Here is a 20,711-nt window from a genome sequence, read left to right on the forward strand (position 1 = left end):
CGACGCAGCAGTCGGGTCATTGACCCGACTGTGTTAGTGCAGAAAGAAGGTGTTGCTGATCAGCTATCTGTGTTGATGCGCCCGATCTGGAACTTTGCGTTCAGATAACTTCCCGGCTGTTCGGTAATCTGCAGTTGACCGGCACAAGGCGCCAGAACCGATGTTTCCATTTTCATTGCTTCCACCACGGCAATGACCTGACCGGCCTCAACCGCTTCCCCGTCACTGACCACCCAGCTGTGCAGATTGCCTGCGACCGGTGTCACGACAGCGTGCGGATCAACCGCTTCGGCCGATGCCGGTGCGATTACGGCATCACTTGCGCCCACGCTGACGCCACGCAGCAGCGCGGCAGGAAGACCCAGTTCATGGCGTTTGCCATCGATCTCGACGAAGGTGCGTAACACGCCTGGGTCAGCCGACTCAACGCTGCGCGGAGCCAGGGTGATCTGCTCGGCAAAGTCTGTCTCGATCCAGCGGGTGTGCACGTCGAACGTGTCGGCCGCAGTGAAATCATCATGGTCCATGACCGCACGATGGAACGGCAGCACGGTCGCCACGCCCTCGACACGAAACTCGGCCAGCGCACGGCGGGCACGACGGATTGCCTGTTCGCGGGTAGCGCCAGTGACGATCAGTTTCGCAATCATCGAATCGAAGTTCGGCGACACGCGAGAGCCCTGCTCGACGCCGCTTTCCAGACGCACGCCCGGACCGGACGGCGGCTGAAACAGATCGATGGAGCCCGGCGTCGGTAGAAAGCCGTTGCCTGCATCTTCGGCGTTGATACGAAATTCGAAGCTGTGACCACGCGGAACCGGTGTGCCTTCAAACGACAACGGTAATCCGTCTGCCACGCGCAGTTGCTCGATCACCAGGTCGATGCCGCTGGTCTCTTCGGTAACCGGGTGCTCGACCTGCAAGCGGGTGTTGACCTCAAGGAACGACAGCGTGCCATCGGCGCTGAGCAGAAACTCCACGGTGCCCGCACCGACATAACCCGCCTCGGCGCAGATGTCGCGGGCCGAGTCATGAATGCGCTGACGCAGGGCGTCATCCAGATACGGCGCAGGTGCTTCTTCAATCAGCTTCTGGTTGCGGCGCTGCAACGAGCAGTCGCGGGTGCCGGCGACCACAACCCGGCCGTGGCGATCAGCGATGATCTGCGCTTCGATGTGCCGAGGCTTGTCCAGAAAGCGCTCGACGAAGCATTCACCGCGCCCGAACGCCACCACCGCTTCACGCACGGCCGACTCATACAATTCGCTGACTTCATCAAGCTTCCACGCCACCTTCAGACCGCGACCACCGCCGCCAAAGGCTGCCTTGATCGCAATCGGCAGACCGAACTGTTCGGCAAAGGCGACCACTTCGCTGGCATCGTTGACCGGGCCTTCAGTACCGGCCACCAAGGGCGCGCCGACTTTCTGGGCGATGCGTCTGGCCTGGACCTTGTCGCCCAGCGCATCAATGGTGCTCGGGTCCGGGCCGATCCAGGTCAGGCCTGCATCGATCACGGCACGGGCGAAATCGGCTCGCTCGGACAAAAAACCGTAGCCTGGGTGAACAGCATCGGCACCGGCACGAGCCGCCACCGCGAGCAGTTTTTCGATGTTCAGGTAAGTGTCGGCAGGCCGCTCGCCATTCAGCCCGTAAGCCTCGTCGGCCTGGCGTACGTGCAGCGCATCGATGTCGGCGTCGGCGTATACCGCCACCGAGGCCACGCCGTAGTCGCGGCAGGCGCGGGCGATACGGATGGCAATTTCGCCACGGTTGGCAATCAGAACCTTTTTCATTGGTTATTGGTCTCGTCTGAAAGAGCTGGGCACACGGGCTCGAACGCGCCCAACGGATTGAAGCGAATGCGGGAATTGATCGGAATCTGACCGGCCAGGTCCAGGTGATGCGGCGCCACGACGGCAATGACCGGATAGCCACCGGTCAACGGATGATCTGCTAAAAACAGCACCGGCTGGCCACTGGGCGGCACCTGAATCGCGCCGACGGCCGTGCCCTCGCTGGGCAGCTCACCGTGAACCGAACGCTCCAGTGCCTGATCGCCTGCCAGCCGCACGCCGATGCGGTTCGATTGCGGCGTGACCTGCCAGGTCTGCCCGGCCAGAACAGCCTGAGCGTCTGCGGTGAACCAGTCACTGCGCGGCCCCATGACCACATCCAGCACGATGACTTGATCGGAACGAGGCATCTCGAACGGTTGTTGCTCGCTGAGCGACACCGACGCGCCGCCCGGTGTGTGGTGAAAGCCCAGACGATCTCCCGTTGCCAGTGGCGCAGGTCCGACCTGAGCCAAGGTGTCGGTTGACAGGCTGCCCAGCACCGGTTCCTGCGTGAAGCCGCCGCGAATCGCCACGTAGTTGCGCAGACCGGCGGACGGCGAGTCGATGCTCACCTGATCGCCCTCCTGCAAGGCGAACGGCGTGTAAAGCGCCGGACGCAGCCGCTGGCCTTCGGCAGTGAGGACTTCCACAGCAGCCGTTGCGCCAGTGACGGCTGCTACCGTCTGACCGTGACAGGTGAAGGTCAGACCGCCCATGAGCACTTCAAGGCAGGCGCTCGCCGGGTCGTTGCCCACCGCACGGTTGGCGGCGCGCAACGCGCCCCGGTCCATGGCACCGGAAGCCGAAACCCCCTGCCCTGCGCGACCGGGACGTCCAAGGTCCTGAAACAGGGTCTGCAAACCCGGCGACAGCACTTCCAGATAATGTTCAGTGGCGTGAGACGCCTGACGACGCGCAGGTGCGGCCACAGAAACGGATTCGGTAACAGGACCAGCGTCCACAAAGCGCACCCGATAACCCGGTTGCAGCAACGCAGGTTCGTCGCGCTCCAGATCCCACATGCGGGCGTCGGTGAGGCCGATGATCTGCCAGCCGCCGGGACTCGCCTGTGGATAGACGCCGCTGAAACCGCCCGCCAGCGCCACTGCACCGGCGGGGATGCGGGTGCGCGGCGTACTGCGGCGCGGCACCACGAACTCAGGGCCGCCGCTCAGGTACGCAAAGCCGGGCGCAAAGCCACAGAACGCCACGTTGTAATCGCTGCCGGTGTGCCTGCGGATCACTTCTTCACGGCTGATGCCCAGTTCGCGGGCGACGTCTTCCAGGTCTTCGCCGTTGTAATGCACGGGAATTTCGATCAGCTTGCCCGCTGCGCGAGCCTTGCCGTGCACGTCACGCGTGACGATCTGCGCAGCAAGTGCTTCGCGGCTGACCGCGCCGGGACGAAAATGCACCAGCACCGTCCGGGCTGCGGGAACGAGTTCCTCCACGCCATGGATGGGCTGTTGCTGCAAAGAGTCGAACAGGGCAAGGGTCTCGTCCAGGTTCGCCAATTCAACCAGGAGCGCGTCCTGGCTGACCGGGTAGAAACGCATGATCCTCTCCTATACGTGGTAGCGGCTGTCGGGCACATCGGTGATGAACATGTAGCCCGGCGCGTGGGAAATCGCAAAAGGTACCCCGGACGCCATGACCACAGCCTGCGGTGTCACACCACAGGCCCAGAATACCGGCACTTCGCCAGGCTTGATGGTAACGGCATCGCCGAAGTCAGGACGCGAAATATCCGCGATACCGAGCAAGCCAGGCTCGCCTATATGAACCGGAGCGCCATGCACATTGGGATAGCGTGCGGTGATCTTCACGGCATCGGCCACCCGATCGGCCGGGATGGGTCGCATCGACACCACCGTCTCGCCTTTCAGGCGCCCGGCCGGACGGCAGATGCGGTTGCTGCGGTACATCGGCACGTTGCAGCCCTCGCTGATGTGCCGCACATCGATACCGGCTTCCAGCAACGGAGTCTCGAAGGTGAAGCTGCACCCGATCAGAAAAGTGACCAGATCCGTATGCTCGGCCCAGAGGTCACGTACATCGGTCACTTCATCGGCCAGCTTGCCGTCGCGCCAGACGCGATACAGCGGAATGTCGGTGCGCAGGTCAGCGCCCTCGGCCAGAACGGTGCTGTAGCTGCCCGCCTCGGTGACGTCCAGAATCGGACAGGCCTGAGGGTTGCGCTGGGCGAACAGCAGAAAATCGTAGGCCCACTCACGCGGCAGACAGATCATGTTCGCCTGGGTCAGGCCCGGTGCATGGCCCGCCGTGGGAGACACCATGCCTTCGCGATACCGGGCACGTGCGGCAATGGCTGACTGACGGGCGTCGTTCAAGGAATTCATGGCTGACCTCGGGTAAATGCACGAATGTTGACCCCTGCTTCAAGCAGACGTTGTTTGAGGGCGTGGGCGATATTCACTGCGCCCGGGCTGTCGCCGTGCACGCAGATCGAATCGGCTTCAAGCTCGATCAGGCTGCCGTCCTCTGCCTCGATGACGCCATCGCGCACAAGACGCAACATGCGCGCGGTGATCAGCTCGACATCGTGCAGCACAGCACCAGGACGCGAGCGGGATACCAGCGTGCCTTGAGCGGTGTAGGCCCGGTCCGCAAAGGCTTCGGACACACAGGTCAGACCCGCATCACGCGCCCAGCCAAGCAGCTTCGAATTGGCGAGGCAGACCAGCTTGAGCTGCGGGTCGATACGCAAAATCGCCTGAATCACCGCAGCCGCCTGAACCGGATCGTCTGCAATGGTGTTGTAGAGCGCGCCGTGAGGCTTGACGTAGGTCACTGTCGTCCCGGCGCTGCGGGCCAGGCCCTGAAGCGCGCCGATCTGATAGATGACATCGGCGGTGAGTTGCTCGGCCGGCACATCCATGTTGCGCCGACCGAAGCCGACGAGGTCCGGGTAGGCCACGTGGGCACCGACGGCCACATCACGCGCGGCGGCGGCTTCCAGCGTGCGCAGTATTCCGGCCGGATCGCCGGCATGAAATCCGCACGCCACGTTGGCGCTGCTGACCACTTCGAGAATCGCCGCATCGTCGCCCATGCTCCAGGCGCCGAAGCTTTCTCCCAGGTCGCTGTTAAGGTCAATTGCACGCATCAGAAAATCTCCTTTGGATCAGGCCGCGCCGATGAAGGCAAAGATGGCGCCTGCCGATTTGTAGGCCATGAACCACGACAGCAGACAGGTCAGAATACCCAGCACCAGCAACCAGCGTGGATAGTGGTAGCCATCCATCAGGTCAGACCGGGCCCAGCCCACGTACATGAAAATGCTCAGCCCCAGTGGCAGGATAAGGCCGTTGAAACCACCTGCGAACACCAGCAATGCCGCTGGCGGCTTGCCGATCATCAGGTACACCGCCATGCAGATGACGATGAAAGCCACGGTGGCAAGGTGACGAGCGCGCTCAGTGATCTTCTTGGAGAACACCGTTATGAAGGACATCGACGTATAAGACGCGCCGATCACACTGCTGATCCCCGCTGCCCATAGCACCAGACCGAACATCATCATGCCGACGTCACCTGCTGCTGCCTGGAAGGCTTGACCGGCAGGGTTTGCGCCCTTACCAGACACATCGATAACCACGCCGCTTGCCACCACACCCAGAATAGCGAGAAACAATATGTAGCGAGCGATGCCAGTGACCAGAATACCGGTCAGTGCTGCGCGGGATACGGCCTGAATGTTCTCTACACCAACGGTGCCGCGGTCAAGCAGACGGTGAGCGCCTGCATAGGTGATGTAACCGCCTACCGTGCCGCCCACAATCGTGGTAATCGAGGCAAAGTCGATGAAGTCAGGCCACACCGACTGACGCAGGGCTTCGCCCAGCGGAGGATGGGTCGCGAAGCAGGCGAACACGATCAGGCATATTTTCAGGATGCCCAGCCCCATCATGATTCGGTCCATCGCCACGCCTGCGCGATGAGACGAGAAGATTGCAATGGCGAGCAGCGCACTCAAGGCGCCTCCCCACTTGGGATCAAGGCCGGTCAGCGCATTCAAGCCCAGACCTGCACCGGCAATGTTACCCAGCATAAACACCAGGCCACCACACAGCACCAACACCGTCAGCAAGTAACCACTGCCCGGAATAGCAGCATTGGCCAGATCGGCCGCGCGCATTTTGGTCAGCGACACGATACGCCACACGTTCAGCTGCACGACGAAGTCGATCAGGATCGACGCCAGAATGCCGAACGCAAACGCAGCACCCAGCGTGGCGGTGAAGGTCGCCGTCTGAGTGAGGAAGCCTGGACCGATGGCGGACGTCGCCATCATGAATATTGCGGCGATCAACGAAGCGCGCCGGGCTTTCGTAAACTCTTGAGTGGTCTGTGTCACGGCAACATTCCTACGGTGAGTGATACCTGAGCAGAGCAATGAGCATGCCAAGACTCAACCAATCAGCCTGAGATGTAGGTGCCAAGCGGAATTATTGTTGAACAATCCTATAGCCATTGATCACTCAATTGCACCAATTTGTTACTTCAGGAACCAGAGGCGCTACCTAATGAAGCACACAGCGCGCTTCTTTCTTGCCACGCACTAAGCTCTCAGGGAATATCGTCGCGGCTTTTCCCACCCTGGACCCCTTATGAACGACGCAGTACCCCCTTCTCCCGCCCGTACGCTGGGAGAATCCATCACTCAAGAAATTCGCAGGATGCTGGTCGAAGGCGAGCTGGTTCCAGGTCAGCGCCTGTCCGAAGCGGCACTGGCCGAAAATCTGGACATCTCGCGCAATACGCTGAGAGAGGCGTTCAGGGTGCTGACGCGTGAAGGCCTGCTCAAGCACGAACCCAATCGCGGCGTGACAGTTGCCGAGCCGGACATGGCCTCGATCATCGACATCTACCGCGTGCGCCGCTTCATCGAATGCAATGCCATCGCCCAAGGCTATCCGCAGCACCCCGGAGCGCTGCGCATGCGTGAAGCGGTCGACGCCAGTGTGCGGGCGCGTGAAGCCAAGGACTGGGTGGCCGTGGGTACCGCCAACATGATGTTCCACCAGGGCATTGTCGAACTGGCCGACAGCCCGCGGCTGGTGGTGTTCTATGGACAGATCTCGGCGGAGCTGCGGCTGGCCTTCGGGTTGCTCAACGCGCCGGAGTTCCTGCACGTGCCGTACATCGACATGAACGCCGGGATTCTTGAATGCGTTGAAGCGGGAGAGCCTGAAAAGGCCACCAAGATGCTTGAGTCGTATCTGGTGCAATCGGAGCGGACGGTACTGGCTGCTTACGAGCGCAGCCTGAAACGCTGAGGGCACTTTTATAAAACGCCCCATAAGTCACTGAAGAAACGCTATTTTTCCGTGGGAGGCACCACCACGTCTTCGACGTAGCGCTGTCGCGCGGCAAACACCGGACCGTGGGAGGCGGCTTGCCGGCGATGAACGATGAAGCGACTTTCCTGACATACCGCGTCGACTGCATCGCCGGCAAGCCGCCTCCCACAAAAACGTGTTCATTCAGCAGATTACGTGTTGTTTGATAAGAGGCCCAGCGATCACACAGAAAAAAGCCCTGCATCCTGATAACTGAGCATCAGTTCATCAAACTCGCCGACATCCTGGTGAGTTCGGGCGATCAACTGCGCCCCGGCCACAGCAGTGAAAATGGCACGCGCACGGCGTTCGCATTTTTCTGCGCTTCCCAGTCCCGCGTCAGCGAGCACCCGGGCAAGCCATGCCACGTTGGCATCTGCAAACGCCTTGACCTCGCTCTTCACTTCCTCAGGCAGGTCTTCGTATTCGGCCGCCATGAAACTGGAAAGACACAGCCGGTTGCCGTTCTCCAGCGACATGCGAAAGATCGACGGATACAGCTGCAGGCAGCGTGTCGGATCGGTGTTCTCGTCACGAATCGCCTCAAGCACAGCAGCCGTGTCCTGCCAGTAGCGTCTGGCAACCGCCGCCCCGAGGTCGGCCTTGCTGGGAAAGTGGTAGTAAATGCTAGCGTTCTTGATCCCCACGGTATCGGCGATGCTGCGGAAATTGATCCCGCTGTAGCCGTGTACCTGAGCCGCAGCTTTCGCGGCGGCCAATATGGATTCCCGAGCATTCTCGCTCACGTGTGGCTCCTCGCTTGTGCAGTCATCTGATCGTTGCCAGCGATTCTACTCGCAAAAGTATTTACCTGCCAACTGGTAGGCAGGTGTTGACAGCTTCAAATCGAGCGCGCAATCTTTGCCTACCAACTGACAGGCAGGTAACTGACCATGACACATGCAACTGCACCTTCTACCCATGCAAACATCCCAATGATGAAAATCCACGACTGGTACGACGGCCCTTACCCGGCGCGTGTACGCATCGCACTGGCCGAAAAAGGCCTGCTCTCGAAAATCGAGTTCGTGTCCGTCAACCTGTGGACAGGCGAACACAAGAAACCGGAATTTCTAGCCGTCAACTACTCAGGCACCCTCCCCGTACTGGAACTGAACGACGGCACCCTCATCGCCGAATGCACCGCCATCACTCAGTACCTTGACTCCTTGGTGGGCAGCCCCGACCTGACCGGCGAAACGCCTGTCGAAAAAGGCCTCATCCACATGATGACCAAACGCGCGGAAATCGAATTTCTCGACGCCGTCAGCACCTACTTCCACCACGCTACCCCGGGACTTGGTCCAGACGTCGAGCTGTACCAGAACGCCGAATGGGGCAACTGCATGCGCGACAAGGCCGTCAGAGGCATGCGCTATTTCGATGAACTGCTCAAGCATCAGCCCTTTGTCGCAGGTGAAAAGTTCTCGATGGCGGATATCGCCGTGCTGGGTGGGATGATCTTTTCATCGCTGGTGAAACTCGCGGTACCTGAAGAATGCACCGCACTACGCGAATGGCATGTGCGGATGCAGGAACGGCCGAGTGTGAAGACGTGGAAAGAGATGGTTGAAAGCGGCAGGCCGAAAGGCTGAGTAGGTTACTAATGATACGGCGGGTGGACGCAATGCGGTGGTTGACTGTATGCGGACACCTCAATCGGTGAGTGCCACGCCACGTGCCGCCCATAAAAGTGGCGGCACTTGGGTTTGGGTCGAATTCAATCGGCCCCCGGCGTAGCACCTAACCTGCCAAGTCCGCCCGCTCGAGCAAAGCCCTGACAAACCTTTTTTTGGTCAGGTCAGCACATTTACCTCGATACCTCTCACCGATTAACTCCGATATACCGACAACCATCGTCAACAACATTCCAATAGAAAAAACCAGGGTAATTGCGATAAGGAAAAGGGTGAGGGAATATTTTGCAGCATTGCCTGCAAGCTCTGAAAAATCAATGTTCGCCGTCGTGAACTCGACGCCTGGAACTCTCAAAACAAAATTCAGCAAAGCCAAAATAACAGGAATGGAAAGCACGCTCTGAAGCGGCTTAAGGCTGAAGAATCCCATCAGGAACCGATCACCCAGCTGCCTGTTCTTTCTGGACTCAACCAGCATTCCCTGGACCTCGTAGAAGGTTTTCGTCACGTCAAGATACTTGTCAGGCGAGACAGGCAGGTTCTTTTTGAGCCAGATGCTTTTGACAGTTTCCCTGTCCTGTTTTTGGCAGAGCGAATCAGGGATTCCCGACCTTTTAAGCTTGTCATACCTGTACACAGGCTCATAAAAAACCACCCAGACGACCAATCCGAGAAGCTCAAAAAGAACAGCGATCATAGCCAGACCTGTACTTGGCTCACCTCCTGATATCGAAACACCGATGCTGCTGAACATAAAAAGCAGCATGAGGGCAAAGAAAACGACCGATATCCAGTACGCGATATTTTTCGGACCGTCCTTGAGGGAGCGGAAGTGGAATAATGCTGAGTACCTGACGGCCATTTTTTCGAAGTCTGAAACGGTAAGAATTTGCACAACTTCCTCGCTTGACATATTTATCCTGAACTCATTATCGAGTAGCGCGTATTATATATCGGAAACTTCTGAAATTTAAGGCTCAGGCAAGGGATGTAAACCGGAACACCTTAGGTGCGAGGGCCGTGGTCTCGAGATGTTTGCAGTTCATCAGCTATAGCTGGGCAGACTGAAAGCAATCTTTCCACGAGTATCGACTAGTTGCTCTAATTAAGGGTTGAATGCGCTTATTAACTTTCAGTTGCAAAAAAGGCAGGGAGATCACCAGATAGGTGTGCAGCTGTAGCCTCGCGATGAAACGAATGTTGAGTTTTTTGTCATGAATGACGCAGCGTTGTCATCACCTGCGCGTTCATGGGTTTTGCAATGACTGGCTTAGGTTCGTCTTGAGTTCTTGCGAGGCTTGAGCGATCGCGCTTTGCACTGCCGGCAGATGGTTGAACGCGTTCGATAGCCCAAAGTCGTGAATCATGCCGTTGTAGCGCACCGACGTCACTTGCACACCCGCAGCGTTGAGCTTGTGGCCGTAAGCTTCGGCTTCATCGCGCAGGACATCGAATTCAGCCGTCTGGATCAGCGTCGGCGGCAGGCCTTCCAATTGCTCTAGCGTCGCCTGCAGCGGCGATGCGTAAATCTGCTTGCGTGCGTCGGCGTCGGTTGTGTAGTTGTCCCAGAACCACGCCATGAGGTCTTTGGTCAGGAAGTAGCCGTTGGCAAATTCCTTGTACGACGGCGTGTCGAAGTTTGCATCCGTTACCGGGCACAGCAATAGCTGCGAACGCAGTGCAGGTAAGCCTTTCTCGTTCGCCATCAGAGCTACAGCTGCGGCCAGATTGCCACCTGCGCTGTTACCCGCTACGGCCAGGCGGTTGCCGTCGACATTGATCTCCTGGCCATGCTCGGCCACCCATTTGGTTGCGGCATAGGCTTGTTCGATGGCAACGCCGTATCCCGCCTCAGGCGACAGGCTGTAGTTAACGAATACCGCCACCGCGCCAGAGCCCGACACCAAGTCACGCACCAGCCGTTCGTGCGTTGGGAAGTCGCCCAGCACCCAGCCGCCGCCGTGGAAGTACATGAATGCGGGCAGGGTCTTCTGTTGGCTGCCAACCGGGCGCACGATGGTCAGTTGCAGGTCGCTGTCATTGACGCGAATCGTCTTCTCGCTGACCTCCGCTTCCGGCAAGGCAACGTTGGAGGCGGCCTGGGCACCCGCCAGCGCGGCACGGGCATCGGTCGGCGACATGCTGTCGAGCGTCTGGCCGCCCTCAAGGGACTGCAGGAATTTTGCCACGTTGTGTTCTACGCCAGGCCGTTCGGCTGCGGAGGCGCTACCAGGCGACAGAGCAACGACGGAAAGGGCGAAAGCGGAGGTTAGAGGCTTCATGATGTTTCCTTTTAACGCCTGAGTGTGTGCGTCATTAAATAGCGGCCTGTTAAATTACGTTGTTGCGCCTGCGGCCAGGCGAACGAAGTCAGCGGATTTCGGACGCTGTGCCGGACGCATAGTTGCAGCTCCGCTCGGCTGCAAAGAAAAACACGACAGATAGGGTTGAAGCCTCATCTGCCGCGTGGCCAAGGAAGTCAGATATTCAAGGCGCGACATGGGTGTGGAAGATCTTGCTGACCACCGTCCACTCGCCGTCGACCTTCAGCAGGTTAAAGAAATCCGTAAAGCAAAAGCCCGATACGTCATTGGTGTCGATGCGTGCGCTGGCAGCGGTGCCTACGATGTCGATGTTGACGATTACACCTTGAGCTTCTGGAGACGGACGGAACGCGCTGTCAATGCCATCGAACAGTGTCTGAATCGGGCCGCCGGTCAGCTTGCCGTCACCATCGACGCTGAACATCGTTGCCTGCTCGCTGAAAGCTGGCTTCATGATGCTGCTTTTGGCCTGTTTGCAGCCTTCGTTGTATTTGTTCAGTACCTCGGTGATGGCCTGATATTCCTGCACATAAGTAGGCTTGTTCATGTTTGTACTCCTGGTAGTTAATTCGAGTCGTGTTAAAAAGACCGGTTACTTTTGGCGGGTATTGAGATCGCCCCCTGCGACCACCCATAGCGACGCCAAGCGCTGGGGCCCAAGGTCTCGCTTTTGAAGTGTTGCCCAGTTGGTTTATTCAGCGAGCGTCGGCCAGTCGGTGTAACCTTTAGCGCCGTTACCGTAATAGGTTTCACGTGGCGCAACAGTGAGTTCTGCACCTTCTTTCAAACGGCGCACCAAATCCGGATTGGCAATAAACGGGCGACCGAAAGCCACTGCGTCGACCTTGCCTTCAGCACGGCGAGTAACGGCGAGTTCGATGTCGTAATTGTTGTTGCCGATATAGGGGCCTTTGAACCGTGCACGTAACGCATCGAGATCCACGTTTTCGGGAACAGTGCGTGACGTAGCGGTAGCGCCCTCGACAAAATGCATATAGGCGAGCTGGAAGCGATTCAGTTGCTCGATCAGATAGCCATAGGTTTGCATTACCTGGCTGTCCAAGGGAGTGTTGCCTGCATCTGGCGTCACGGGCGATAGACGAATGCCAACGCGGTCATGACCCCAGATCTCGACGACTGCAGCAGTGACTTCCAGCGTGAGTCGTGTGCGATTCTCAATCGAACCACCATATTGGTCAGTTCTCTGATTGGTGGAGTCGCGCAGGAACTGATCAAGCAGATAGCTATTGGCAGAGTGCACTTCCACACCATCAAAGCCTGCACCTTTTGCGCATGCGGCGGCGTGTCGGTATTGCTCGATAATGCCTGGGATCTCGGATATTTCCAGCGCTCGCGGCATGGAGACGTCCATCATCCCCTCTTCAGTAAAGGTCTGGCCTTCGGCTTTAATCGCCGATGGCGCTACCGGTGCCGTGCCGTCGGGTTGCAGGTCCACATGCGAGAAACGCCCCACATGCCACAGTTGGCAAACAATAAGTCCACCAGCGGCATGCACCGCATCTGTTACCCGCTTCCAGCCTGCTACGTGCTCTTCAGTCCAGATGCCTGGCGTCAACGCATACCCCCGCGCTTGCGGGGAAATATTGGTCGCTTCACTGATGATCAAACCAGCGCTGGCACGTTGTGCGTAGTAGCGAGCATGCATTTCGTTAGGTACGCCTTCTGGCCCCATGCGGCTGCGCGTTAACGGGGCCATGACAATGCGGTTGGCCAGTGATAAGGCGCCTAAATCCATTGGCGTGAAAAGGTCCGTTGATGGGCTGTTGGGTGTCATTGTGATTCCTAGTGATAACTGTTTTGCCGGATAAAAATCCTTGCTGCATCAACTATGGTGGTTAATGATAATGACGTAAATAGCCATAAGCATGGATACAGTATGATCAAAAAAGTCATAATACAGAGCCCGACGCGTGCTGAGGGCGTTGACGATTCAATGCCTCTACCACCGGTGCATTTACCCGGTCTTCTAACCTTCGAGGCGGCCGCCAGGCATTTGAATTTCGCACGCGCCGCCGCAGAAATCGGTGTTACGCCCACTGCGGTATCACGCACGATCAAAAGCGTGGAAGCGCAACTCAATGTGCGACTGTTCAATCGAACAACACGCAGTGTCAGCCTGACCGAGGCCGGCGCGTCATTGAACGCGGCATTGGCACCCGCGCTTGCCTTGATCAGAGACTCGTTGTCACAAGTCTCGCTCGTGACAGATCAACCCTCTGGCACAGTGCGGCTCAACTCGTCTTACGTTGCATACCGCATCCTGATCGAACCGCATCTGACCGCCTTCATGGAGAAATACCCGCTGATCAACGTCGAGGTATCGCTGGATAACCAACTTGGCGATATCGTTAATGCCGGTTTCGATATCGGCATGCGCATGGGAAAAAGAGTGCAGAACGACATGGTCGCGGTACAGTTGGGAGCGACACAAAAAAGAATTATGGTGGCAGCGCCGGATTACTTCAGCACCTTGGCTGAGCCCCAGACACTGGAGCAACTGCTGAAGCACAACTGCATTCGCCAACGGTATTCAGTGGGTGGACGATTCTTTGAATGGAAGTTCGAAGATGGCGGGCAAATGGTTCAAGTCGATGTTCAAGGGCGTTTTATCTTTGACGAAATGAGATCCGTCCTTGATGCGGCAATACAAGGCCAGGGCATTGGTTTCGTTTTCGAGGACTTCGCAAGGCCAGAGTTGGAAAACGGTACGCTTCGTCAGGTATTGAAGCAGCACAGCGGCATGGACGATGCGTTTCACCTTTACTATCCGCATCGTAAACATATGCCAGGCAAGCTGCGTGCGTTTGTTGATTTCATGCGTAGTGCTAATGAGGTTGGGAAATTTTGATTTAACTTTCCCAGGTGCGACATGTTCGGAAATATCGAGTTTTCATCGCTATAAACGGTTAGTAACGTTCACTTTGGGCCGATAGCGGGCACTCAGAACCACTCATGTCCGGTCGGCCGTCCGAGTGCTGACAATGCGTCTTCAAACTGTCCCCGATGGAATGACACTCGCTGATTCATGTCATTCCAGGTAACCTCAGTGATTACGCCGAGCCTTTCGGTGACCTGATGTTTGTGGCTCCAGAGTCCGCGCACGACTTCGATAAGTTTTCCTCAATATTGGAAGCCAGGTTCACCAGTGGAGTGCTGGTGAAGGCCACATCCTGAAGCCCTCTGACACGCCCCCCCGAAGCAAGTGGTCTTTCAAACCGCGCCCTTCACATTCCGAACCGATGCTCCTCTTCACAAACCCATCATCGGGCAACAGAAGCACTCGTCAAACCACCTTGACCAGCCGACAGCCCCCTCCCCACCCTATGTAAATTCACAACATTTCACAGCCCGTGTCACATCCACCTCATGTGCGCTCCCTACCCTCGGATCTGTTCGAGCCTTACCCCTTTCTACCCTGCCAGTCAGCCGGTCAGTGCTCGGCGTCGCTTTCACGGGGCGCTGTGCTGGCGGGGTTTATTACCAAGGAGCCTGCACATGTCCGTTTCCGTAGAAAACATATCCAAGAACCGCACGGCGGAATCCAATTCGCAGAGTCAGTGGAGCAACTCGGTTGACCGCGCCAAAGCCAAAGACGCGGGCATCGAGTGGGAGCTGCCCGGCGATGACAAGCGATCTGCCCAGGAGATTATCGACGCCAGCCCGGTGCTGAAGAATCTGGGCAATCAGAGTGGCGTGAAGGACAAGCTCAAGGAGCGTGTCGGTGACTTCGAGCATGATCGCGACGCTGCGTATCGCGCCGTTCAGGTGCTGGATCATGTGGAGTTGCTGAACGAGGACGGCGTGCGCATTGTGAATGGCAATGACGGCAACGGCCGGGTCGATGGGTTCACCAAGGGCGGTGACGCCAAACACGGCACCGAAGCCGGTCGTTTGCAGGATTTCGGCAAGTACGGCTGGGAGAATCTCAAGGGCGAGCTCAAGCACGTGGACAGCGCCGGTGACAGCAGTGCGGCGCGGGAGCAGGCCGAAGCGGCGGGCATTCAGTGGGTGCGGCCGGAGGGCGATACCCGTTCGGCTCAGGACATCATTGACGACAATCCGCTGCTCAAGAACCTGGGTAACCAGAGCGGCGTGAAGGACATGCTCAAGGAACAAGTGGGCGATTTCGAAAACGATCCCGACGCGGCTTTCCGTGCGGGTCAGGTGATGGATCGTGTCGTTGGCTACGACGAGGGTGGTAAACCGCTGACCGGCAAGGATGTGGCCGACACACGGATCAATGGCTTCACCAAAGGCGGCGAAGCCAAACACGGCACCGAAGCCGGACGTCTGCAGGACTTCGGCAAGTACGGTTTCTCGTCCCTGCCCAAGGCGCAGGCCAGTCAGGATATCGCCGGGTATAAAACCTACGTTGAAACCAACAAGAACGCCGATGAGGGCTCCAAACAGATCGCGCAATACACGGCGATTCTGGAGCAGATGTACGACTCGATCCGTGGCAAGACTGGCGCCGACGGCACCCTCACCGCTCAGAACATCAAGGATTACAAAGACAGCAACCCGCAGCTGGGCGGCCTGGAGAAGGACGCCTTGAGCTTCTGGTCGCAGCCCGGCGCCTTCAAGCTGCTCGACACGGCCAGCGGCAATCTGGCGAAATCGGCCGACGGCAAGGTCAGCAGCGGCGACCTTCAGGCCTTCCTGAAAAGTGGCGCTCCGGTGGATGCCATGACGTTGAGCAGCCTGCTGTCCAGCGTGGTATCCGGGAACTTGACCAGCAACGTGGACACCGGCAAGCTGGGCAAAGACGTGTTCGAACACCCTGAGCACTACACGGCAGAGGAAAAGGTCGCGGTGCTGCTGGATTTGCAAAAGTCCCAGAAGCTGGTGGTGGACGGCGCCAACGCCGGCATGTGGGGCGACGATTATGGCAAGGTGGCCATCGCCAATGGATCGGGCGCTTTTTGGGAACCGGAAAAGCTGCTCAAGGATATCGGCGACCACATCGCCATTCTGCAGAGCGATCCCGACACCGCAGCGTTTCTTCAGGACAGCAGCGCTAAGGGCATGAAGGACCTGTTCGAGGCCAGTCCGGGCCTCAAGGATGCGGTCAGCAAAACCTACGAAGACGAGATCAAGTCCGGCAAGGCGCTGGACAAGGCGTGGGAGGCGAACACCAAGGATGGCAAGACCGATCAGACCGCCGCGCTGACCCAGTTCTACGCCACCGCTCAGAGCTTTCAAGGGATGCTGGGCATCAATAACGCTGCAGAGATCCAGGCTGGCGTGGGCAAGTCCTCTCACAGCGAAGCCCTGAAGACCTATTACAAGGATTCTCTGGCGTCCGGCGAGCGTCTGCGCGAATTGCTCAAGACCAACGCACCGGAAGCGGCTGCCAGTGCGTTCAGCATGGAAGTCGCGCTCTACAACGCCACGCTGGACCCGACCTTTACCGGTGAGTTCGACAAGCAGCTCAACGACAATTTCTCGACTATATCCCAGGAAAACCTCTTCAAGGACGCCACCTTCGAAGACATGCAAAAAGCCTTCGGCAAGGACGGCGGCAAGGACCTTGACGAGGACAAGGTCCGCAAGCTGATCGACCAGATGCGCCAGGAATCCCCGGAATTGCTGCTGAACAAGGATGGCACTGTCGCGACGACCGATCAGGTGCTTTCGGGCTTCAGGGGTAACTGGGACATGTTCCGCCAGGGCACCAAGGCACTGGACAAGATGGACATGCTGACCAGGTTCGACACCGGCGGCGACGCCAAAGGTGCCTATGGCAGCGGCGTGCTTCACGGGGTCAGCGGTCTGTTCATGGCGGGCATGACCATCGCACGGGGCACACAGGGCTCGGGTAAGCTCACGGATCGCAACATCGTCGACATCACCACCGGCTCGGTGCAGGCCGCCACGCTGTTCACCGAGGGCGGTACGAAGGCTTATCAGGTCTCGATGAACGAGGCGATCAAGCAAAGGGAAAAGACCCTGACAGGTAACCCTGACAACCTTTCTCAGGAACAGCTCGATAAGCTCAAGGACAACATCAAGGACAGCAAGAACGCGATCGCTGTCTCCAAGCAGTATGAGGAAGCAGCCAAAGGCCTGGGCGGTCTGGCCAATATCGCGGCAGGTGCCTACGGGATTTTCGATGGCGTGAACGCGATCCGTCGAGGCGACAACCTGACTGGCGGCTTTGGCGTGACTGCCGGGTCTCTGGGCGTGCTTTCCGGTTCAGCCTCGGCCCTTGAGGGTACACTGGGCCTGCTGGGCGCTAACCTGCCCCGCTTCATCCCGGCGCTGGCTGCCGCAGCGGGTACGCTGGGTTTCCTGGCTGGCGGCGTCGCGGTTCTGGGGGCGATCATTCCCGGTCTGGTCAGGGAAGGACAGCAACAGGCCAAGGCCGATGACTTCGCGCAGGTGCTGGGCGACAGCATCAGACGCTATGCCATCGACGGTGTGAAGGATGGCACCATCGACGACATTCCAATCAAGGACTGGCCGGGCGGTGAAGACTCCACCGTCGCGTCCTGAGGCAACACGGGGTGCAATCCCCGTGATCTGCGCTGATCCTCGTGCCCGGTCTCGCCGGGTGCGTGGATCAGGTCTCGCGCTTGATCATTTCGCTCAGCCACTCTCGACTGCGTGCCAGCACCCTCCCCGACATCGCCGTCGGAAAGTGAACGAACCCGTGCGGCAAGTCCGGCAGCCGGTGCATCTCAACCTCCGCCACGGTTTTCCAGCGCTCGGCCATTTGCAGGGTGTCGTCCAGCAACGGATCGATGTCGCCGACGAACATCAGCGCAGGCGGCATGCCGGAAAGATCGCCATACAAGGGCGACAGCGTGGGTTGCTGGCGCTGTTCGTCGGTCAGGCCAGGCGTGAGCAGGCGCAGGGCCTCGACCATTCCTGGGCCGTCGAGAACGAGGGTTTCAGGCCCGGCGTTGCGCACGCTGGGAGTTCCGGTGAGGTCATAGACGCCGTAGTACAGCAGCGCGCCTTTGATGCGTTGCAACAGCTCGGGCTTTTCTTTCAGTTTCAGCAGGGTTGTGGCCGCGAGGTGGCCACCGGCGGATTCACCGACGACGATCACCGGCAGGCCCGCGAACTCAGGGCAGCTTTCTCCCAGCAGCCAGCAAGCGGCCGAGAAACAGTCGTCCATCACCCCTTCAACGGGCGTGGACACGGCGAGCCGGTAATCGACCGACACCACGGCCACCTCGCATTCGTTGACCATCGCGACGTTGAGGTCATCGTTCATCTGCGCATTGCCGATCACCCAGCCGCCGCCATGAAAGTCGAGCACGACGCCTTTGGGCTGGCCCTTGGGCCTGATGATGCGCACAGACACGGGGACACCGTTGCTGCTGACGATTTTCTTTTCGGCCTGCAGTCCGTGTCGAGTGAGCTTGCCCCCGCCGCCAATCTGGCTGACGCGCAACAGTGACTGGATCAGCACGGGCATGACGCGGTTGCGTATCTTGAAACGCGGAAAGCGCGCGAGCTTCCTGTTTAGCTGGCGAGCCTCGGCACGCTCCTGCTCGCTGAAAGACATGGACTGTCTGTTATCCAAATGCTTGCGCTCCTGTCAGGCCGATGATCGTCGTGATGAATGGTGTGGTGCGGTCATGAATAGAGTCGCGCGTCGCGGCAGCGTTCATTGCATGAAATGACGATGCGATGTTGCCTCGGGCATTGTTAAGGGCTGATGTACGTATTCATTGATTGATCAATGCGGCAGCGCCGGGTAAAAAACCCTGTGCCTTTCTGAACGTGCAAGGAGCACCGGATGCTGGAGTTGAACACCGAACGGCTGTACCTGCGGACACTGGTCGAGGCGGACTGGCCGCTGTTTTTCAGGCTGCACCGTGAACCACAGACCATGCAGTATGTGTTCGGAGACATTGACGAAGAGATGATTCGCAGAGGCTTCGATCATCGATTGCCTGCATGGACGCCGCAGTCGGACCACTGGCTGTGTCTGGTGGTGATCGACAGGCAGAGCGGGCAGGAGCTGGGCGTGAGCGGCTTTCGTATCCTGTCGCAGGGGCATGCCGAGATTGGTGGTCTGTTGTTGCCGGAGCATCAGGGCCAGGGTTACGGCACCGAGTCCTGGCACGCCGTCATCGACTATGCCGCCGCCATCGGGCTGGACTCGCTGGAGGCAACCGTGACCGATGGCAACATCGCGTCCTGCAAGCTGCAGGAGAAATGCGGCTTCACCTTTGAGCGTCGCGTGCCACAGGCGTATCAGATTGGTGAGCAGTGGTTTGATGATCTTGTTTATGGGTTGCAGTTGGGGCCGCTGCGCAGCCCATCGCTGCCGTCGTAACCTCCGAGAGCTCCCACGCCCTCCGGGCAGAAGCAGCGTTCAGCGTTTCTTGAGAAGTCCGGTGTTTGATAGAAAAACACCGGACTGTGGGAGGCACCACAACGTCTTTGACGCAGCGCTTTCGCGCAGCAAACTTGGTGGGAGCGGACTTGTCCGCGAATGCAGTTTTTCAGCCACTGCATATGCATCGGATGTACCGGCCTTTTCGCGGACAAGTCCGCTCCCACAAATTGAATCTCTTCAGTGGTTTACAGGTTGTTTGATAAGAGGCGGCTTGCCGGCGATCTGCCGGGAACCGGCAGCAACACTGGTTGACGCTCACGCCCTCGGCCGCGTTCCCAGGATCGTAACGCGCTCGCCGTAGCGTGAATGGGGAAAGTAGTCCCAGACTGCGTGGTGCTGCGTGGAGCGGTTGTCCCAGAACACGAGGGTGTTGGGTGCCCAGCGGACTCGGCAGCTGAGAATCGGTTCGCGGGCCACCAGATCGAAGAGCATGTTCAGCAACGTCTGACTTTCACTGTCTGACAATTGCACGATGTGCGAGGTGAAACCCGAGTTGACGAACAGCGTCGGCCTGCCGGTTTCCGGGTGGCGAACCACGACCGGGTGTTCGCTTTTGGGCAGGCCTTCGGGCGGTGTGAAGCCCTTCCAGGGAATCTCGCCATCGTGAATGGCGGTCAAGCCACCGAGGAACTGCTGCATGGCCGGGGACAGCATGTCGATCGCCAGGTGCATGTTGGAAAACAGGGTGTCGCCGCCCGTGCCGATGGCCGGGGTTTCCTTGACGTAGAGCATCGAGCCCATCGAAGGTTCGAGGTCGGCGGTGCCGTCGGTGTGCCAGGTTTCACCCGCGACGAAACGTGACTGGGCGTTGGCGCGGACCACCACCAGTTCCGGGTCATCACCATCGATGCTGTCCACCGGTAACGCACGCAGTTCACCGAACAGTCGACCGAACGCCTTGTGCTGCTCCACGCTCAGGTGCTGGTCACGAAACACCAGCACATGGTTCTCCAGAAGCGCCCGGCGGATTTCGTCGAGTTGCTCGTCGTTCAACGGCTGTGACAGGTCCACGCCGCTGATCTCGGCACCAATGACAGGCGTCAGCCTGTCGATGCCGATGCTGTGGTACGGCGCACGTGGCGCGCCCGCGATGCGCTCGATGGCCTTGAGTGCCAGTTGATCCATGTTCCTTCATCCTCTTGTTGTCAGATCCGATTGCCGGGCCGATCAAT

At 58.7% G+C, this 20,711-nt stretch carries 17 protein-coding genes; 5 read left to right on the forward strand and 12 right to left on the reverse strand.

Annotated elements, in window-relative coordinates; translation table 11 throughout:
- Nucleotides 1-59 precede the first annotated feature (59 nt).
- Genes CFBP1590_RS18025 through CFBP1590_RS18045 form a run of 5 tightly spaced genes read right to left on the reverse strand, consistent with a single transcriptional unit; the run spans nt 60 to nt 6,216 of the window.
- Complete coding sequence (locus CFBP1590_RS18025; RefSeq protein ID WP_088235654.1) at nt 60-1,796, reverse strand: ATP-binding protein; 1,737 nt, start codon at nt 1,794-1,796, stop codon at nt 60-62.
- Nucleotides 1,793-3,394 carry a 5-oxoprolinase subunit B/C family protein gene (locus CFBP1590_RS18030; RefSeq protein WP_088235655.1) on the reverse strand — a complete coding sequence of 534 codons (1,602 nt, stop codon included), beginning with the start codon at nt 3,392-3,394 and terminating at the stop codon, nt 1,793-1,795. Before CFBP1590_RS18030 ends, CFBP1590_RS18025 begins: the two co-directional genes overlap by 4 nt.
- Before the next feature lie 9 nt (nt 3,395-3,403).
- A complete protein-coding gene (locus CFBP1590_RS18035; protein WP_004882850.1) occupies nt 3,404-4,198 on the reverse strand; it encodes a putative hydro-lyase in 795 nt (264 codons plus the stop codon).
- A complete protein-coding gene (locus CFBP1590_RS18040) occupies nt 4,195-4,965 on the reverse strand; it encodes a LamB/YcsF family protein (protein WP_088235656.1) in 771 nt (256 codons plus the stop codon). The genes CFBP1590_RS18035 and CFBP1590_RS18040 overlap by 4 nt, the downstream gene beginning before the upstream one ends.
- A gap of 18 nt (nt 4,966-4,983) precedes the next feature.
- Nucleotides 4,984-6,216, reverse strand: coding sequence for an NRAMP family divalent metal transporter (locus CFBP1590_RS18045; protein ID WP_004882852.1), 1,233 nt, complete (start codon nt 6,214-6,216; stop codon nt 4,984-4,986).
- Between the two features lie 253 nt (nt 6,217-6,469).
- Between CFBP1590_RS18045 and CFBP1590_RS18050 the strand changes: the two genes are divergently transcribed.
- Nucleotides 6,470-7,138 carry a GntR family transcriptional regulator gene (locus CFBP1590_RS18050; RefSeq protein WP_074454585.1) on the forward strand — a complete coding sequence of 223 codons (669 nt, stop codon included), beginning with the start codon at nt 6,470-6,472 and terminating at the stop codon, nt 7,136-7,138.
- Between the two features lie 245 nt (nt 7,139-7,383).
- Here CFBP1590_RS18050 and CFBP1590_RS18055 read toward each other — a convergent pair whose 3' ends face one another.
- Nucleotides 7,384-7,947: a TetR/AcrR family transcriptional regulator gene (locus CFBP1590_RS18055; protein ID WP_088235657.1), complete on the reverse strand. Its 564-nt coding sequence runs from the start codon at nt 7,945-7,947 to the stop codon at nt 7,384-7,386.
- Between the two features lie 192 nt (nt 7,948-8,139).
- On the opposite strand from CFBP1590_RS18055, the gene CFBP1590_RS18060 reads away from it, so the two are divergent.
- Nucleotides 8,140-8,796, forward strand: coding sequence for a glutathione S-transferase (locus tag CFBP1590_RS18060; RefSeq protein ID WP_088236437.1), 657 nt, complete (start codon nt 8,140-8,142; stop codon nt 8,794-8,796).
- 148 nt (nt 8,797-8,944) lie between these two features.
- Here the strand turns inward: CFBP1590_RS18060 and CFBP1590_RS18065 are convergent, their stop codons facing one another.
- The 4 genes from CFBP1590_RS18065 to CFBP1590_RS18080 all read right to left on the reverse strand — a co-directional run bounded on the left by CFBP1590_RS18065 (nt 8,945) and on the right by CFBP1590_RS18080 (nt 12,957).
- Complete coding sequence (locus CFBP1590_RS18065) at nt 8,945-9,751, reverse strand: hypothetical protein (protein WP_032664259.1); 807 nt, start codon at nt 9,749-9,751, stop codon at nt 8,945-8,947.
- A 334-nt stretch (nt 9,752-10,085) separates the two neighbouring features.
- The gene (locus tag CFBP1590_RS18070; RefSeq protein WP_088235658.1) at nt 10,086-11,120 is read right to left on the reverse strand and encodes an alpha/beta hydrolase; all 1,035 of its coding nucleotides are present in this window, start codon (nt 11,118-11,120) and stop codon (nt 10,086-10,088) included.
- A gap of 205 nt (nt 11,121-11,325) precedes the next feature.
- The gene (locus CFBP1590_RS18075; RefSeq protein ID WP_029243944.1) at nt 11,326-11,709 is read right to left on the reverse strand and encodes a nuclear transport factor 2 family protein; all 384 of its coding nucleotides are present in this window, start codon (nt 11,707-11,709) and stop codon (nt 11,326-11,328) included.
- Nucleotides 11,710-11,853: 144 nt separating this feature from the next.
- Complete coding sequence (locus CFBP1590_RS18080; protein WP_088235659.1) at nt 11,854-12,957, reverse strand: alkene reductase; 1,104 nt, start codon at nt 12,955-12,957, stop codon at nt 11,854-11,856.
- Between the two features lie 102 nt (nt 12,958-13,059).
- Between CFBP1590_RS18080 and CFBP1590_RS18085 the strand changes: the two genes are divergently transcribed.
- The gene (locus tag CFBP1590_RS18085) at nt 13,060-14,031 is read left to right on the forward strand and encodes a LysR family transcriptional regulator (protein WP_088235660.1); all 972 of its coding nucleotides are present in this window, start codon (nt 13,060-13,062) and stop codon (nt 14,029-14,031) included.
- Between the two features lie 647 nt (nt 14,032-14,678).
- Complete coding sequence (locus CFBP1590_RS18090) at nt 14,679-17,678, forward strand: type III effector HrpK domain-containing protein (RefSeq protein WP_088235661.1); 3,000 nt, start codon at nt 14,679-14,681, stop codon at nt 17,676-17,678.
- 67 nt (nt 17,679-17,745) lie between these two features.
- Here the strand turns inward: CFBP1590_RS18090 and CFBP1590_RS18095 are convergent, their stop codons facing one another.
- Nucleotides 17,746-18,717 (reverse strand): alpha/beta hydrolase, encoded by a 972-nt coding sequence (locus CFBP1590_RS18095; RefSeq protein ID WP_374729004.1) that lies wholly within the window; start codon nt 18,715-18,717, stop codon nt 17,746-17,748.
- A 216-nt stretch (nt 18,718-18,933) separates the two neighbouring features.
- Here CFBP1590_RS18095 and CFBP1590_RS18100 point away from each other — a divergent pair, with 216 nt between their 5' ends.
- Nucleotides 18,934-19,476, forward strand: coding sequence for a GNAT family N-acetyltransferase (locus CFBP1590_RS18100; protein WP_058431817.1), 543 nt, complete (start codon nt 18,934-18,936; stop codon nt 19,474-19,476).
- Nucleotides 19,477-19,794: 318 nt separating this feature from the next.
- Here CFBP1590_RS18100 and CFBP1590_RS18105 read toward each other — a convergent pair whose 3' ends face one another.
- On the reverse strand, nt 19,795-20,664 hold the full coding sequence (locus tag CFBP1590_RS18105; RefSeq protein WP_088235663.1) for a TauD/TfdA dioxygenase family protein: 870 nt from the start codon (nt 20,662-20,664) through the stop codon (nt 19,795-19,797).
- Nucleotides 20,665-20,711 lie beyond the last annotated feature (47 nt).

The organism is Pseudomonas viridiflava (assembly GCF_900184295.1).
In the GTDB taxonomy this organism is placed as follows: domain Bacteria; phylum Pseudomonadota; class Gammaproteobacteria; order Pseudomonadales; family Pseudomonadaceae; genus Aquipseudomonas; species Aquipseudomonas viridiflava.